A 15,930-nucleotide genomic window follows, 5' to 3' on the forward strand; every position below is an offset into this window, starting at 1 on the left:
ACCCCACGGATTCGGCTCGGCGCCCGCCTTGTCCAGAGGAACCCCCGGCTGGGGAGCCGCGTCCTGCGGACCAGAGCTCGGGGCTCCGGCCGTCGGAGTCCGTTGTTCGGGCGGAGCCCATGGGTTCGGGTCGACGTCCCCCGGCGTACCCGGCGGCTGCGCGGCGTCGGACATGCGCGGAGTCCCCTCTGTCGTACGTTCCGTCATGCTACGGCCGGACCACGGGCCCATGGCCCCGGCCTACGATGATCCCCGCATCATCCCGCACCACCGATCAGCCGATCACCCGCGCCCGCCGGACACAGGCAGGCGCCGTTCCCGGGGAGGAACCCGTGACCGACCACCGCGACCCGAGCGTCCCGCCCGCCGTGCCCACCGGGCCCGTCCCGCGCGACCTGCACGACTTCATCGCCGGGCTGCCCAAGGCCGAACTCCACGTACACCACGTCGGCTCCGCCTCCCCCCGTATCGTTTCCGAACTGGCCGCCCGTCACCCCGACTCCAAGGTGCCGACCGACCCCGAGGCGCTCGTCGACTACTTCACGTTCACGGACTTCGCCCACTTCATCGAGGTGTACCTGTCCGTCGTGGACCTCATCCGCACCCCGGAGGACGTACACCTGCTCACGTACGAGATCGCCCGCGACATGGGGCGGCAGCAGGTCAGGTACGCCGAGCTGACCGTCACGCCGTTCTCCTCGACCCGTCGCGGCATCGACGAGGGCGCGTTCATGGACGCGATCGAGGACGCCCGCAAGGCAGCCGAGGCCGACTTCGGGACCGTGCTGCGCTGGTGCTTCGACATTCCGGGAGAGGCGGGCCTCGACGCCGCCGAGGAGACCACCCGGCTCGCCACCACGGACAAGCTGCGCCCGGAGGGCCTTGTCTCGTTCGGGCTCGGCGGGCCCGAAGTCGGCGTGGCCCGGCCGCAGTTCAAGCCGTATTTCGACCGCGCGATCGCGGCCGGGTTGCGTTCCGTGCCGCATGCGGGTGAGACGACCGGGCCGGGGACCGTCTGGGACGCACTGACCGAGCTGCGCGCCGAGCGCATCGGACACGGCACAAGTTCCGCCCAGGATCCGAAGCTCCTCGCGCACCTCGCCGAGCACCGCATCGCCCTGGAGGTCTGCCCGACCTCCAACATCGCCACGCGCGCCGTCCGGGCGCTCGACGAGCACCCGATCAAGGAGTTCGTACGGGCCGGGGTGCTCGTGACGATCAACTCCGACGATCCGCCGATGTTCGGCACGGACCTCAACAACGAGTACGCGGTGGCCGCCCGCCTCCTGGACCTCGACGAACAGGGGCTCGCCGCGCTCGCCAAGAGCGCCGTCGAGGCGTCGTTCCTCGACCCGGCCGGCAAGGCGAAGCTGGCCGGGGAGATCGACACCTACACCGGGGCATGGCTCGCGAACTGAACCCAGCACAATGGGCCCATGCGCACCGTGACTGCCGTGGCCCATCGCGGCGACCCCTACCGCATCCGCGAGAACACGATCGACTCGCTGCGTTCCGCGCTCCATCGGGGCGCGGACGCCGTCGAGTTCGATGTCCGGCTGACCCGCGACGATGTGCCGGTGCTGCTGCATGACGCGACGCTGAAGCGGTTGTGGGAACACGACCGCCCGCTGCTCTCGCTCTCCGCGGACGAGGTGCACGGGCTCACCTCCGGTGGCATTCCCACCCTGGAGGAGGCCCTGAAGGCGACCGACCACGGCCGCTTCATGGTCGATCTGCCGGGCTCCGCGAATCCACGGGCCGTACGACGGATCGTCGAGGTGATCCGCGATCTCGGCGCCGACGAGCGCGTGTACTACAGCGCCGGCGCCGAGACCATGCTCGCCGTCCGCGCGGCCGACCCCGCCGCGGAGATCGCGCTCACCTGGACCACGCTGGCGCCGCCGCGCCCCGTCCTCCTCGAAGCGATACGCCCGCGCTGGCTCAACTACCGTTTCAGCCTGGTCGACCGCGACCTCGCCGCCCGCGTGCACCGCGACGGCTACCTCCTGTCGGCCTGGACCCCCGACACCCGCCGCTCCATGCGCCGCCTGCTCGACGCGGGAGCCGACTCGATCACGACGAATCGCATCGACACGCTGTGTTCCCTCCGCGGGTGAACAGCGAAGCCCCCTAGGTCGTCCTCACCTTGGAGCGCTGTGGCACCGTCGCCGGATCGGTGGGCCTCGAGCGGGTGACGTACTGGGGCACCGGAGCGGTGTCCTTGCCGTTGTCTCGGGTGAGGCCGTAGCGGATGACGCCCTGATCGGGGCCGGTGGTGATGTCCTTGTTCACCGCTTCCCAGTCCGTCGGGAAGACGGCCAGGTCGTAGGCGGCGCCGCGTTCGTTCACGTGGAGGGTGACCGTGCCGTCGACGTAGAAGTACTCGTTCTGCCACATCTGCTGGGTGCCTTCCGGCAGGACGGTGTAGCCGATTTCCGGGCCGCCCATGCCGGTGACGTAGCCGGGGCGGGAGTCGTCCCCGTTGCGGTCGTCCATGCGGCGGCCGCCGCCGGACGCGACGTGGAAGAGCTTGCCCCGCAGGCCGGTCCAGGTCGGCATGACCAGGCCGCCGGGGCGGTCGTCCGGCGAGAGCTGCCAGCGCACCAGTACGTAGCCCTGGCCGCTGAGCGTCATGCTGTCGCCGCGGTGCTCCATCACGGGCCGGGCGCCGCCGGTGCTGGTGATGCCGGACTCGGGGCGGCGCGGCAGCTCGGCGGGACGCGCGTTCGGGGCGGGGGCCTGGTCCACGGTGTCGACGACCGTGCCGTACAGGCTGGCCCTCCTCGTCGGTGAGGGGGTGGGCGAAGGCGTCGGCGTGGGCGTGGGCGTGGGCGACGGTCTCGGGCGGACCGTGCTCTGCGCCGTGGGGGCCGCGACGGGCGGGCGCGGCTCGTCCGGCGCCTGTGTGACGACGTAGGCGCCGCCCGCGACCATCGTCGCCCCGGCCGTCATGGCCACCGCCGGCTTGGTGAAAGCGCCGACGATCTTGGCGGACCAGCCGACGGTCGTGGCGGCCGTCGTCGCGGCGACCGCCGTCTTGCCGCCGAAGACCAGAGAGAGCGTGAAGCCGACCGGGACGGGGACGAGCGCGAGCCCGACCAGCAGGCGTTCGGCCGGTACGACCTTCTCGCGGCGTCCGGAACAGTGGAGGCAGTCCCGTATGTGGCGGGCCAGACGCTTGCGCCACACCGAGTCGGGCTGCCCGTCCCAGCGGGCGGTGACATCGCGCAGATCAGGGCAGGACGAGTCGAGTGCTCGCACGATGCCCCGCGCGGTCTCCAGGCGGGCCTTCATCCGCTGGACGCGCACGGCGGTGTGCTGCCGGCTGATGCCGAGGGCCGACGCCAGCTCGCGCCGGGTGAGCTCGCCCGCGACCTCCAGCCACCACAGCGAAAGGAGCTGCCGGTCCTCGTCGTCGAGCCAGCGCACCGCCTCCGCAACCTCGCGTCGCTGCCCCTCCAACTGAAGCCGCAGTACGGTCAGTTCGGCGAAGTCGGCGGCGTCGTGCGCGGCGTTCTCGGCCAGCGACTCGGACGTGCGGCGCCGCGCCCGGTCCCGTATCTGCCGCATCGCGATGGCGACCAGCCAGGAGCGGAAACTGTCCGGATCGCGCAGCGAGCCGAGGTTGTCCACGGCCCGGAGCATGGTCTCCTGCACGACGTCGTCGACGTCCGCGTGACCGTTCAGTGCTCGGCCGACGATGTTGTAGACCAGCGGCAGCCAGCCCTTGACCAGCTCGTCGAGGGCGCGCCGGTCACCGGCCTGCGCTGCCGCGATGGTCGTACGCCACTGCCGACCGTCCACGTACGTCCCTTCCCGCACACGTGTCACTTGCTGTAGAGGAGTGTCCCGAAGCCCAGTTGGTCGAAGCCGCCACTGTTGGCTCCGTAGTCTCCTCCGCCTCCTTCGGCACGTACTTTCTCAGCCATCGCCGTGACGTGGGGGACTGAGATTCGGCGGCGCCGGGCGTAGTGGTTGTGCAAGAGCTCCCAAACCGGGCGAATCTGGCCCCGGCCTATGTTGGAGATCACGGCCTGCTCGCGGCGGTCTCCCCGCGTTCCGGTGCCCCAGGTGTACTTGGTGAAGGGGACATCTCCGCCCAGGTTGTACTTGGCGACGTACTCGGCGGCCTTCATCAGGCGGTTGTTGTCGTAGCCGTAGAGGTCGACGCCCTGGTTCCACGCCATCTCGCAGACCGAGCCCATCAGGCCGATGCCCATCACGGTGTGGCCCTGGTCGCGGCCGGACTCCTGCCACTGGGCCAGGCCCTGGTCCTCGTACACGAAGGGGACGGCGTGCTTGATGGAGCCGTTGCCCTCGCCGTTCTTGAAGTACTCCACGGCGCGGTCGAACTTGGCGGTGTCGTCGCACAGGATGCCGATCGCCATGATCGCGGCGATGTTGCAGAGGTCCCAGTTCGCCCAGTAGTTGGTGATGAAGGCGCCGTTGTGGCGCTTCAGGAAGTCGTCGCTCAGCGGGTAGAAGACGTTGAGCAGCATCTTCTTGAAGCGGGGCAGGTCGAAGCCCGGGTAGTCGCGCACGAGTTCGGCGGCGTTCGCGAACTGGTAGCCGTAGATGCCGGACGCCAGGAACCGGTCGGCGTTCCCGGTGAGCGTGGTGAGCGTGCCCGACCAGGCGTTGAGGATCGCGACGGCCGCCTCGGCGTTCTCCTTCGTGCCCGCGATCTTCCAGCGCAGGGCGTTCTGGTAAGCGGCGTGGATGTCGTTGAAGAGGATGCCGTAGTTCTGGCCCGCGCCGCCGCGGATGATCGTGTCCCGGGCGTTGGGCTTCCAGGTGCTCGCGGAGTGCCGGTTGGCGGTCAGCCGCTGCCAGCCCGCCAGCCAGGGCTCCGCCTTCGCGGCCACGCGCATCTTGGCGCGGTTGAGGTCGCCGGCGTTGTGCAGCATCCCGGGATGCGCGAAGGCCGCTTTGGGGGCGGCTGTACTGGAGGTACTCGGCGACGAGTCAGGCGCATCGGTCTGCGCGGCACCGGCCGAGTCGCGGCCGCTCAGCGAGACCGCCATGCCGCCCACCGCGCCCGCGGCGGCGACACCCCCCGCGATCTGGAACATGCCGCGGCGGCTGATGCGGTGCCTGTTGTGCTCTGCCATGAAGAGCTCCTGTACGACAACGAGTCTGGGCGCGGCCTGTGGTGTCAGGTGGGGCTTGTGTGCCGCATGTGTACAGGAGACGGAGAAGGCCTCTCAGCGATAACAATTTTTTTCACGGATACGGCTGAGGCCCTTAAGGGATGGCCCTGACAACACCCTTGACCGGCACGTCAGTTGACTGGGGGCCGACCCAGGGGCGGTGCCATCCCCGGTGATGATCCGCACAGGCGGCGTACGCGCGGAGGATGAAGATCCACCACCTCGAGGAGTCGCCTGATGCACGCCCGTGTCCGTACCGCCTGCGCCGCTCTCGTCGTCCTGGGCCTTGCAGCCGGTCCCCTGGCCGGGGCGGCTGCCGCCTCCCCCGCCACAACGGTCGTACGGAAGGCCGACGGCCCCAACGCCGAGGCCCTGCGTGCCGCGATCGCCGACTTGGACTTGCCGGACAAGGACGCGACGGCCGCGCTCGTACGGGTCGGCGGCAAGGGCGGCAGCTGGCACGGCAGCGCCGGAGTACGCGACCTCACCACCGGTCGTGCCGTTCTGGAACACGGACGCTTCCGGGCCGGCTCCACGACCAAGGTGGTCACGGCGGCCGTCGTCCTCCAACTCGCGGCCGAGGGGGAGGTGGACCTGGACGGGCACGTCCAGACGTACCTTCCCGGCCTGCTCTCGGACGACTTCGACCCCATCACCGTACGGCAGTTGCTGACCTTCACCAGTGGCCTGCAACCGGGCATTTCACTGGGCGGCGTAGACGGTGAGGGCTTCGACAACCGCTACAAGACGTTGACGCCCGAGGAGGTCGTGGCCTCGTCCGTCGCCAAGGGGCCCGCGTTCGATCCGGGCAAGCGGCAGGTGTACGCCAACATCGATTACACGGTGCTGGGCATGCTCATCGAGAAGGTCACGGACGACTCGTACGAACACCAGGCGGCCTTACGGATCTTCAAGCCGCTCGGCATGCGGCACACATCCTTCCCCTGTGGATCCGACCCCCGCATCCACGGCCCTCACAACCGCGGCTACCAGAAACTCACCACCGGCCGCCTCGTGGACGCCACGGAGTGGAACATGTCGGACCGCTGGGCGGCAGGCGACATGATCTCCACGACGGCGGACCTGGAGCGCCTGCTCCTCGGCCTGTTCCGCGGAAAGGTGGTCCCGCGGCCCCTGCTGAAGAAGGAGATGCTGACACTGCCGAAGGTCGAGGAGGGCGAGGCGACCATGAGCGCGGGCCTGCAGTACTACAGCAAGCACGGCCTCACCCTCTGGCTCAAGTCCGGCTCCCGCCCCGGCTACCGCACGGTGATCGCCACGACCCCCGACCTGACCCGATCCCTCGTCCTCTCGATCAACGCGACCGACGCGAAGGCCGTGGCCATGAACCCGGTGGAGGAGCGGATCCTCCGCGCCGCCTTCGCTTCCTGAGCACGAAAGTGCGGGCCCGCTCCGTCCGAGCAGGCCCGCACCACCCGGTCCGGGTCCGTCCTGGGTCAGCCCAGCGACGTCATCACATGCTTGATCCGCGTGTAGTCGTCGAAGCCGTACGACGACAGGTCCTTGCCGTAACCCGACTTCTTGAAGCCGCCGTGCGGCATCTCCGCGACCAGCGGGATGTGCGTGTTGATCCATACGCAGCCGAAGTCCAGAGACTTCGACATACGCATCGCGCGCGCGTGGTCCTTCGTCCAGACCGAGGAGGCGAGGGCGTACTCGACGCCGTTGGCCCACTCGACGGCCTGCGTCTCGTCCGTGAAGGACTGGACGGTGATGACCGGCCCGAAAACCTCCTTCTGGATGATCTCGTCGTCCTGCTTGACGCCGGAGACGACAGTCGGGGCGTAGAAGAAGCCCTTGTCGCCGACGCGCTTGCCGCCGGTCTCCACGCGCGCGTGGGCGGGCAGCCGCTCGATGAAGCCGCTGACCTGCTTGAGCTGGTTCGGATTGTTCAGCGGCCCGTACAGCACGTCCTCGTCGTCCGGCTGCCCCGTCTTCGTGTCGGCGGCGGCCTTGGCGAGCGCGGCCACGAACTCGTCGTGGATGGACTCCTGGACGAGGACACGGGTGGCGGCCGTACAGTCCTGGCCCGCGTTGAAGAAGCCCGCGACCGAGATGTCCTCGACGGCCTTGGCGATGTCGGTGTCCTCGAAGACGACGACCGGCGCCTTGCCGCCCAGCTCCAGATGAACCCGCTTGACGTCCTTCGAGGCGGACTCGGCGACCTGCATGCCGGCCCGTACCGAACCGGTGATCGAAGCCATCGCCGGGGTCGGGTGCTCGACCATCAGACGGCCGGTGTCACGGTCGCCGCAGATGACGTTGAAGACGCCCTTCGGGACGATGGAGCCGATGATGTCGGCGATCAGGACCGTCGAGGCCGGGGTGGTGTCGGACGGCTTCAGCACCACCGTGTTGCCCGCGGCGAGCGCCGGGGCGAACTTCCACACGGCCATCATCATCGGGTAGTTCCAGGGCGCGACCTGCGCGCAGACTCCGACGGGCTCGCGGCGGATGATGGAGGTCATGCCGTCCATGTACTCCCCGGCCGCGCGGCCCTCGAGCATCCGGGCGGCACCCGCGAAGAAGCGGATCTGGTCGACCATGGGCGGGATCTCTTCGGACCTGGTCAGCCCGATCGGCTTGCCGGTGTTCTCCACCTCCGCGGCGATGAGCTCCTCGGCCCGCTCCTCGAAGGCGTCCGCGATCTTGAGGAGGGCCTTCTGACGCTCGGCCGGGACCAGGTCCCGCCAGGCCGGGAAGGCCGCGGCCGCGGCCGCCATCGCGGCGTCGACATCCGCCTGCCCGGACAGCGGCGCGGTGGCGTACGCCTCGCCCGTCGCGGGGTTGACCACCTCGGTCGTCCGTCCATCGGCGGCATCGCGGAACTCTCCGTCGATGTAGTTGCGCAGACGACGCAGCTCAGTGCTCACTGCCGGCCCTCCTGTCGGGTGTCCATTCCTTGAGACACAGCCTAGTCCGACGCTCCACGTTTTCAACACCCCCGATCGGCCCAGATCTGCGAAATCCGCAACTGCCAGCCTTGTAAACAACGGATTTCATCGATCATCCCTTGCGGAACTGCCGAGGTCTCATGCACAGTGAGCACGTGGTCAGTCGCAGCGCAGAGCCGAAGGGCTCCCGAGAAACCCGGTCGGGGAACAACACTCCCCCGCTGGACGACGTCTCGCTCGCCATCATCGAGCAGCTCCAGGAAGACGGCCGGAGGCCGTACGCGGCGATCGGCAAGGCCGTTGGCCTCTCCGAGGCAGCCGTGCGCCAGCGCGTCCAGAAGCTGCTCGACCAGGGCGTGATGCAGATCGTCGCCGTCACGGACCCGCTCACCGTGGGCTTCCGCCGGCAGGCGATGGTCGGCATCAACGTCGAGGGCGACACCGAGTCCGTGGCGGACGCACTGAGCGACATGTCGGAAGTCGAGTACGTGGTGATGACCGCAGGCTCCTTCGACCTCCTCGCCGAGATCGTCTGCGAGGACGACGACCACCTGCTGGACGTCATCAACAAACGCATCCGGGCCCTGTCCGGCGTGCGCTCCACCGAGACCTTCGTCTATCTGAAGCTCAAGAAGCAGACCTACATGTGGGGAACCCGATAGCCGTGAGCAAGGACCTCAGCAAAGTCGCGTACGACCACCTGTGGATGCACTTCACCCGCATGTCCTCGTACGAGAACGCGCCCGTCCCCACCATCGTCCGGGGCGAGGGCACCTACATCTACGACGACCAGGGCAGGCGCTACCTCGACGGTCTCGCGGGGCTGTTCGTGGTCCAGGCCGGACACGGCCGGGTGGAGCTGGCCGAGACCGCCTCCAAGCAGGCGCAGGAACTGGCCTTCTTCCCGGTCTGGTCGTACGCCCATCCCAAGGCGATCGAGCTGGCCGAGCGCCTCGCGGGCCACGCCCCCGGCGACCTGAACAAGGTCTTCTTCACCACGGGCGGCGGCGAGGCGGTCGAGACCGCCTGGAAGCTCGCCAAGCAGTACTTCAAGCTCCAGGGCAAGCCGACCAAGTACAAGGTCATCTCGCGCGCGGTCGCCTACCACGGCACCCCGCAGGGCGCCCTGTCCATCACCGGCCTGCCCGCCCTGAAGGCTCCCTTCGAGCCACTGGTCCCCGGCGCCCACAAGGTCCCGAACACCAACATCTACCGCGCTCCGATCCACGGCGACGACCCGGAAGCCTTCGGCCGCTGGGCCGCCGACCAGATCGAGCAGCAGATCCTCTTCGAGGGCCCGGAGACGGTCGCGGCCGTCTTCCTGGAGCCGGTGCAGAACGCGGGCGGCTGCTTCCCGCCGCCGCCCGGCTACTTCCGGCGGGTACGCGAGATCTGCGACCAGTACGACGTGCTGCTCGTCTCCGACGAGGTCATCTGCGCCTTCGGCCGACTCGGCACGATGTTCGCCTGCGACAAGTTCGGATACGTCCCGGACATGATCACCTGCGCCAAGGGCATGACCTCCGGCTACTCCCCCATAGGCGCCTGCATCGTCTCGGACCGCCTCGCCGAGCCGTTCTACAAGGGCGACAACACCTTCCTGCACGGCTACACCTTCGGCGGCCACCCCGTGTCGGCCGCGGTGGCTCTCGCCAACCTCGACCTGTTCGAGCGCGAGAAGCTCAACCAGCATGTGCTCGACAACGAGAACGCGTTCCTGACGACCCTGCAGAAGCTGCACGACCTGCCGATCGTCGGCGACGTCCGCGGCAACGGCTTCTTCTACGGCATCGAGCTGGTGAAGGACAAGGCCACCAAGGAGAGCTTCACGGACGAGGAGTCGGAGCGCATCCTGTACGGCTTCGTCTCCAAGAAGCTCTTCGAGTACGGCCTGTACTGCCGCGCAGACGACCGCGGTGACCCGGTGGTGCAGCTCGCGCCGCCGCTGATCTCGGACCAGTCGACGTTCGACGAGATCGAGGGAATCGTCCGCCAGGTGCTGACGGAGGCGTGGACCCAGCTCTGAACCCCAGCTCCGAGCCCCAGCCCTGAGCCCACCTCCGTTCTTCCGCATGCTGTGATCTTCCGTATGCTCTGATCTTCCGCATGGATGATCAACACCGGCCCCGGTGCCGCCCGTTCGAGTGAGAATGGGCGGCACCGGGGCCGCGTACGTCCGGCCTCCCGGCCCCGACTCCCTAGCGTGCCCAGTGACCGATCGGCTCCGCCTTCGTTCCCCCGGACGGGGGGACTTCCTCCCAGTCCGGGGGGATTCCGCGGCATTTCTGATCCGAACCGAGGTGTACGCCCATGGTGGCTCCGCCGGACAACGACGTGCTCTGGGCACGTGCTCTGCATGTCAAGCACAACGGCTCCCCCGCGCTCAGCGGCGTCTCGCTCGGGGTTCGCGTGGGCGAGATCCTCGCCGTCGGCGGCCCGCGCGGCAGCGGCAAGACCACGCTGCTGAGGTGCCTGTCCGGACAACTCCTGCCGCAGCAGGGGGAGGTCTGGTTCAACAGCACGCCCGTGCACACCATGGGCCCGCACGCCCGCGAACGTCTGCGCCGCGACCGCTTCGGCTGGATCGACCCGGCGCCCGTCCTGGTTCCCGAGCTGAACGCCTGGGAGAACGCCGCGCTGCCGCTGATGCTGCGCGGCGTAGGACGTCGCCAGGCCAAGACCACCGCCCTGGAGTGGCTGGAGCGCCTCGACATCGGCGGTTGTGCCCGTCGGCGCCCGTACGCCCTGCTCCAGGCCGAGCGCCAGCGCGTCGCCATCGCCCGCGCGCTGGTCCCCGCGCCCACCGTGCTCTTCGCCGACGAGCCGACCGCGCCACTGCACCGCGTCGACCGCGCCAATGTCCTGCGTACGCTCACGACGGCGGCCCGTTCGCACGGCATCACGGTCGTGCTGGCCACGCACGACGCGGACACCGCGGCCCTCGCCGACCGCAGGGTGTCGCTGCTCGACGGCCGACGCGTGAACACCGTCCATCTGCCCGAGGCCGCCGAGACCGAGTCGGAAGGCCGGGCCGCGTGCTCGCTCTCCGCCTAGCCCGGGGTGCCCGGCCCGCCGTGCAACTGCGCCGATTGCTGGTCGCGGTGGCGTCGGCGGGCACGGGCTTCCTGCTCCTGTGCGCCCTTGGGTTCGCGATGGGGCACCCTCACGATTCCTCGGGCGCGGTCATCCGGCTCGCGTGGTGTCTCGCCCCGCTCGCCGCCACCGTGCAGTTCGCGGTGGCGGTGGCCCGTACCGACCCGGCCACCCGTCCTCGGCCCGGACTCTTCGCGATCGGCCTGGGACCGGGCCGGCTGATGCTGCTGGCGGCGATCTCCACCGCGGTGTCCTGCACGCTCGGTTCGCTCGTCGCACTGTTCTGCGTGCTCCATCTGCGCGGCGATCTGAGCGGTCTGCCCTTCGACGGCGAGGCAGCCGAACTGCTCGCCGGAAACCGGCCGTTGCCCCTCGCGGCCACGCTCACGCTGCTGGCGCTGGTGCCGATCGCCGCGTCGCTGGGGAGCGCGCTGTCCCTGCGCCCACGCGGAGGCAGGCAGTCCGGCGCCCGTACGACCTACGGGAGCGGCGGACAGGCAGGCACCACCGAAGCCGGCGGCTCCGCGCGCAGCGACGCCCACCCCGACGACCCGGGCCCGCCGGAGCACCCGTACCCCGCTCCCACCCCCACTCCCACCGGCCTGCCCTGGGGCGTGGCGGTGCTCGCGGCCGGGCTCGCCGTCGAGACGTACGCGAGTCGCAGCGGCCCCGCGTCCGGTCCCGCCCTGCCCGGCCTTCACGCGGGCGGCTCCGCCGGTGTGCTCCTCGGCTGGGCACTCACCACGCTGGGCCTGGCGATGGCGGGGCCCGCGCTGACCCACCTGAGCGGCCGGCTGCTCCTGGCGGTGCGGCCGGGCGCGGTGCGGCTGCTGGCCGGGCGCATCCTCATGGAGGAGGCGGGGCGCATCGGCCGACCGCTCGGCGTGGTGTGCGCGGTGACATCGGGGGCGTACGCCATGGCCGCGCTGTATGCCGACGCGCGCCCCGAGATCGGGCCGCTCACCGTGCTGGGCGTGCTGCTCGTGGCGGGCTGCGCCGTCGGGACGCTGCTGACGGCCGCGGTCGAGGCCAGGCAGGACCGTACCGACACCACGGCGGCACTGCTCGGGCTCGGCGCGCCCGCCACCCTGCTGCGCGGCGCCGCCGCACTCCGCGCGGGCGCGCTGCTCGCCGTACTCGGCCCGCTGACCTGGGCGATCGCAGGGCTGGCGGCAGTGCCGCTGACCGACTGATCCTCCGTACGAAAAAAGTTCGGGACAGCCGATGAGTTTTCGGCGAGGCTCTGGTCTAACCCTGCGAACAACACTTCAGCGCACAAAACGGGAGAGACCGCCATGTACCAGCAGATGATCTTCGTGAACCTAGCCGTCAACGACCTCGACGCCTCGAAGAAGTTCTTCACGGAGCTCGGCTACGAGATCAACAAGCAGTTCTCCGACGAGAACTGCGCGAGCATCGTCATCAGCGACACGATCGTCGCGATGATCATGACGAAGCAGCGCTACGCGGACTTCACGAACAAGGAGATCGCGGACTCGACGAAGACCAGCGAGGTGCTGCTGTGTCTGAGCGCCGAGAGCCGCGAGAAGGTCGACGAGCTGGTCGAGAGGGCGCTTGCGGCGGGCGGGTCGCCGTCGGGCGAGACGCAGGACCACGGCTTCATGTACGGCCGCGCCTTCGACGACCCGGACGGCCACACCTGGGAGATCATGTGGATGGACCCGGCGGCCGTCGAGGGCTGAGGTCCAGGCGCAACGCGTTGCTTACGCGGCCACTCCTAGCATGGGCGGGTGCAGACTATGCCCGCCCATGCGGCCCACCACCAAGACAACGAGATCGAGACCCTCGAAGAGTTCGACGCGATCGTCTCCGCTCGCGGCACTCTCGCCGGATTCCGCGTCCAGGCCGTTGATCTGACGGACCGTACGCGGGAGTTGCTCACCACCGACACCGCGGGCGCCGTCTTCCTCGGCTGCCCGATGCGGGAGGAGGCGGCGGCGAAGGTCCGCGCCGCCGGCGCCCTGGTCTTCCCGCCGGTCCCGGACCTGCCGTTCGACCCGTACCGCGGTCATGTCTACACGCCCGGCGAGCTGTTCGCCTCGCTCGACAAGGGCTACGAGCAGACGCCGGACGCCCTCGCCTACGCCTGGTTCCAGCGGACCAAGGCCGATGGCGACGTCTACGCGTCGATGCTGCGCTCCGTCCACGACGACTCCGTCTCCGACGCCCTCGACGAACTCCTGCGCGGGACACGGGTGGTGGGCGTGATGGGCGGCCACGCGATGGCCCGCGGCACTCAGGGGTACGAGCGCGCCGCGCGGCTCGGGGGCGCGCTGGCACGGGCCGGTTTCACAGTGGCGACGGGCGGCGGCCCGGGAGCCATGGAGGCCGCGAACCTGGGCGCTTACGCGGCGCCGTACGACGACGCGATGCTGGAGGATGCCTGCCAACTCCTCGGTAAAGCACCCTCGTTCACGCCCTCGATCACCGACTGGGCACGGTGCGCCTTCGAGGTGCGCGAGCGCTGGCCGAAGGGCAACCACTCGGTCGGGATCCCCACCTGGTTCTACGGCCATGAGCCGCCGAACGCCTTCGCCTCCCACATCGCCAAGTACTTCGCCAACGCGACCCGCGAGGACGGCCTGCTGGCCCGCTCGAACGCGGGCGTCGTCTTCCTGCCGGGCGCCGCCGGAACCGTACAGGAGGTCTTCGACAACGCGACGCCGAACTACTACGAGTCGCGCGGCGAGCCCACCCCCATGGTCCTGGTCGACCGCGTCCACTGGACGGAGCGGCTGCCGGTCTGGCCGCTGCTCCAGGCGCTGGCCAGGAACCGCTCGATGGAGCCACGGATCGCCCTCGTGGACCACGTCGAGGAAGCACCGGAGGCATTGGTCCGGCTGGCTCGGACAACCGTCGGCTGAAGCCGAGGGCGGGCCAGGGCGGGCCGCACCTGTCATTCGAACGTGGCCCGCTCCAGCCAGAACCCCAGCAGCCCCGGTTCGCCCAGGACCTCCAACTGCCCGCCGTCCAGCGGGAGTCGGCGATAGAAGGCGAGCAGCACCTCGGTGAGCGGCCCGCGCAGCGCGACCGTCGCCTTCTCGTGGCCGCGGCGCCAGGTCACACCGTCCTCGGTGAGCACGATGAACCACTCGGCGTTCAACTCGGCCGGGGTGTCGGTCGCGTGGAGGTGGATGCTGCGGCGCGGCCCGCGCAGCTCACTCGCCGCGTGTTGCGGCATCACGTGCTGCGCGTACTTGACGATCTGCAGCCACTCGTCGATCGCGTCGGCGGCCAGCTCCGGCGCGACCTCGTATCGCGCACTCGCCGCGATCGCCGCGTCCGCCCGGTGGATCACCGTCTCCAGCGTCATACGCCGCGCCCAGAAACCGGCTGTCCGCTCCCAGGACCAGGTCCAGGCGGCGGCTTCGGGCCCGGCGGCGCGAAGGGTCGCGGAGGTCTTCTCTGCGCCCTCGGCCAGCCAGGCGTCGAGGGAGGCGGGGTCGTCGCCCTCGGGCCCCGCAAAGCCGGACACCTGCGCTTCCGGGACCTCCTCGGTCGCCCTCGTCCGCACGATGTGCTCGACCCAGCGGTGTGCGCCGCCCACGTGCACGGCGAGTTCCCGAAGCGTCCAGTCCGGACAGGTCGGCACGGTCACGGCGAGATCGGCGCCGTTCAAGTGCTTCCTCAACAACTCGGTCTGCGCGACGATTTCGTCGCAGTAGCGGTCATACCCGAGGTCGACTCCGAGTAGCGTCATGCCCGGCACCCTAGGTCTCCGGCTCCTGGTCCAGCACGACAATTTCCGCCGAGTCGAAGGCCACCCCGACCTCGTCCCCGGGCTCCGGCGCATCCCGCAGTGCGCACGCCGCCTCCAGGCGCGGCGCGCCCTCCGGCTGCAGATGTACGGAGACATGCGTGCCGCGGAACGTGCGCGCCGCGACCGTGCAGCGCAGTCCCTCCGCCGACGGCACGAGCCGTACGCCCGCGGGCCTGATCAGCAGCGTGACCTCGCCCTGGGGGGCACCGTCGGGCACCGGGACCTTGCCCCACGGCGTGTCCGCGGCCTCCCCGCTGACACTCGCGTCGGCCACGTTCTCGAAGCCGAGGAAGCGGGCCACGAACTCGTCCGCCGGCCGCTGCCACACCTCAAGTGGCGTACCGGACTGGGCGATCCGCCCGTCGCGCATCACCACGACCCGGTCGGCGAGCGCGAACGCCTCGCCCTGGTCGTGGGTGACCGCGAGCACGGTGGTGCCCAACTCGCCGAAGAGTTCGCGGAGTTCGACCACGAGCCGCTCGCGCAGGGAGCGGTCGAGCTGGCCGAGCGGTTCGTCGAGCATGAGCAGCCGGGGGCGCGGGGCGAGCGCGCGGGCGAGGGCCACGCGCTGCTGCTCGCCCCCGGAGAGGGAGGCGACGGCCCTGGATGCGGCACCCGGCAGGCCGACGAGCTCCAACAACTCCCGTACCCGTACGTCCTGTTGTGCCTTCGACGCGCCGTGCATGCGCAAGCCGAAGGCCACGTTGCCGCCCACATCGCGCTGTGGGAAGAGCTGGTGGTCCTGGAACATCAGGCCGACACCCCGCTTGTGCGCGGGGACACCGCCGAGATCGCGGCCGTCCAGGAACACCCACCCGGAGTCGAGCGGCTGCAGCCCCGCGACCACCCGCAGCAGCGTCGACTTGCCGCTGCCGCTGGGCCCGAGCACACACACGATCTCGTGCTCGGCGACGTCGAGGCCGACGGCATCGAGGGCGGGTCGCCTCCCGAACCGTACGGTCGCTTCATCGAGCGTGAGCATCGGTTCCTG

At 69.9% G+C, this 15,930-nt stretch carries 13 protein-coding genes and 1 pseudogene; 9 read left to right on the forward strand and 5 right to left on the reverse strand.

The features are described from left to right. Positions 1-229 precede the first annotated feature (229 nt). Positions 230-1,418 (forward strand): annotated as a pseudogene (locus tag ABD357_RS42470) (adenosine deaminase). A gap of 18 nt (positions 1,419-1,436) precedes the next feature. Beyond that, a complete protein-coding gene (locus ABD357_RS42475; RefSeq protein ID WP_344396964.1) occupies positions 1,437-2,117 on the forward strand; it encodes a glycerophosphodiester phosphodiesterase in 681 nt (226 codons plus the stop codon). 13 nt (positions 2,118-2,130) lie between these two features. On the opposite strand, the gene ABD357_RS42480 is transcribed toward ABD357_RS42475, so the two are convergent. After that, entirely contained in the window at positions 2,131-3,804 is a 1,674-nt protein-coding gene (locus ABD357_RS42480) for an RNA polymerase sigma factor (RefSeq protein WP_344396966.1), read from the reverse strand. Positions 3,805-3,827: 23 nt separating this feature from the next. Further along, positions 3,828-5,111 carry an alginate lyase family protein gene (locus ABD357_RS42485; RefSeq protein ID WP_344396968.1) on the reverse strand — a complete coding sequence of 428 codons (1,284 nt, stop codon included), beginning with the start codon at positions 5,109-5,111 and terminating at the stop codon, positions 3,828-3,830. Between the two features lie 276 nt (positions 5,112-5,387). Between ABD357_RS42485 and ABD357_RS42490 the strand changes: the two genes are divergently transcribed. Next, positions 5,388-6,542, forward strand: coding sequence for a serine hydrolase domain-containing protein (locus ABD357_RS42490; RefSeq protein ID WP_344396969.1), 1,155 nt, complete (start codon positions 5,388-5,390; stop codon positions 6,540-6,542). Between the two features lie 65 nt (positions 6,543-6,607). Here ABD357_RS42490 and ABD357_RS42495 read toward each other — a convergent pair whose 3' ends face one another. Next, entirely contained in the window at positions 6,608-8,044 is a 1,437-nt protein-coding gene (locus ABD357_RS42495; protein WP_344396970.1) for a gamma-aminobutyraldehyde dehydrogenase, read from the reverse strand. A 161-nt stretch (positions 8,045-8,205) separates the two neighbouring features. On the opposite strand from ABD357_RS42495, the gene ABD357_RS42500 reads away from it, so the two are divergent. From ABD357_RS42500 to ABD357_RS42525, 6 genes are all read left to right on the forward strand, one after another. Further along, positions 8,206-8,727 (forward strand): Lrp/AsnC family transcriptional regulator, encoded by a 522-nt coding sequence (locus ABD357_RS42500; protein WP_344396971.1) that lies wholly within the window; start codon positions 8,206-8,208, stop codon positions 8,725-8,727. Continuing rightward, on the forward strand, positions 8,712-10,091 hold the full coding sequence (locus ABD357_RS42505) for an aspartate aminotransferase family protein (RefSeq protein ID WP_344396972.1): 1,380 nt from the start codon (positions 8,712-8,714) through the stop codon (positions 10,089-10,091). The genes ABD357_RS42500 and ABD357_RS42505 overlap by 16 nt, the downstream gene beginning before the upstream one ends. A 284-nt stretch (positions 10,092-10,375) precedes the next feature. After that, positions 10,376-11,119 carry an ABC transporter ATP-binding protein gene (locus tag ABD357_RS42510; protein WP_344396973.1) on the forward strand — a complete coding sequence of 248 codons (744 nt, stop codon included), beginning with the start codon at positions 10,376-10,378 and terminating at the stop codon, positions 11,117-11,119. After that, positions 11,101-12,351: a hypothetical protein gene (locus tag ABD357_RS42515; RefSeq protein ID WP_344396975.1), complete on the forward strand. Its 1,251-nt coding sequence runs from the start codon at positions 11,101-11,103 to the stop codon at positions 12,349-12,351. Before ABD357_RS42510 ends, ABD357_RS42515 begins: the two co-directional genes overlap by 19 nt. Positions 12,352-12,453: 102 nt before the next feature. Next, on the forward strand, positions 12,454-12,861 hold the full coding sequence (locus ABD357_RS42520) for a VOC family protein (protein ID WP_344396976.1): 408 nt from the start codon (positions 12,454-12,456) through the stop codon (positions 12,859-12,861). A 48-nt stretch (positions 12,862-12,909) separates the two neighbouring features. Beyond that, a complete protein-coding gene (locus ABD357_RS42525; protein ID WP_344396977.1) occupies positions 12,910-14,043 on the forward strand; it encodes an LOG family protein in 1,134 nt (377 codons plus the stop codon). A gap of 32 nt (positions 14,044-14,075) precedes the next feature. Here the strand turns inward: ABD357_RS42525 and ABD357_RS42530 are convergent, their stop codons facing one another. Further along, positions 14,076-14,879, reverse strand: coding sequence for a maleylpyruvate isomerase family mycothiol-dependent enzyme (locus tag ABD357_RS42530; protein WP_344396979.1), 804 nt, complete (start codon positions 14,877-14,879; stop codon positions 14,076-14,078). A 10-nt stretch (positions 14,880-14,889) separates the two neighbouring features. Next, the gene (locus ABD357_RS42535; protein WP_344397616.1) at positions 14,890-15,921 is read right to left on the reverse strand and encodes an ABC transporter ATP-binding protein; all 1,032 of its coding nucleotides are present in this window, start codon (positions 15,919-15,921) and stop codon (positions 14,890-14,892) included. Between the last annotated feature and the right edge of the window lie 9 nt (positions 15,922-15,930).

It is taken from the genome of Streptomyces vastus, from assembly GCF_039532825.1.
GTDB classification, from domain to species: Bacteria; Actinomycetota; Actinomycetes; order Streptomycetales; family Streptomycetaceae; genus Streptomyces; species Streptomyces vastus.

What these genes read in the sequence shown, in the direction of transcription:
- ABD357_RS42475 (WP_344396964.1), top strand. Translation starts at nt 1,437, where the DNA reads ATGCGCACCGTGACTGCCGTGGCCCATCGCGGCGACCCCTACCGCATC.
- ABD357_RS42485 (WP_344396968.1), bottom strand. Translation starts at nt 5,111, where the DNA reads ATGGCAGAGCACAACAGGCACCGCATCAGCCGCCGCGGCATGTTCCAG.
- ABD357_RS42490 (WP_344396969.1), top strand. Translation starts at nt 5,388, where the DNA reads ATGCACGCCCGTGTCCGTACCGCCTGCGCCGCTCTCGTCGTCCTGGGC.
- ABD357_RS42500 (WP_344396971.1), top strand. Translation starts at nt 8,206, where the DNA reads ATGCACAGTGAGCACGTGGTCAGTCGCAGCGCAGAGCCGAAGGGCTCC.
- ABD357_RS42510 (WP_344396973.1), top strand. Translation starts at nt 10,376, where the DNA reads ATGGTGGCTCCGCCGGACAACGACGTGCTCTGGGCACGTGCTCTGCAT.
- ABD357_RS42520 (WP_344396976.1), top strand. Translation starts at nt 12,454, where the DNA reads ATGTACCAGCAGATGATCTTCGTGAACCTAGCCGTCAACGACCTCGAC.
- ABD357_RS42530 (WP_344396979.1), bottom strand. Translation starts at nt 14,879, where the DNA reads ATGACGCTACTCGGAGTCGACCTCGGGTATGACCGCTACTGCGACGAA.
- ABD357_RS42535 (WP_344397616.1), bottom strand. Translation starts at nt 15,921, where the DNA reads ATGCTCACGCTCGATGAAGCGACCGTACGGTTCGGGAGGCGACCCGCC.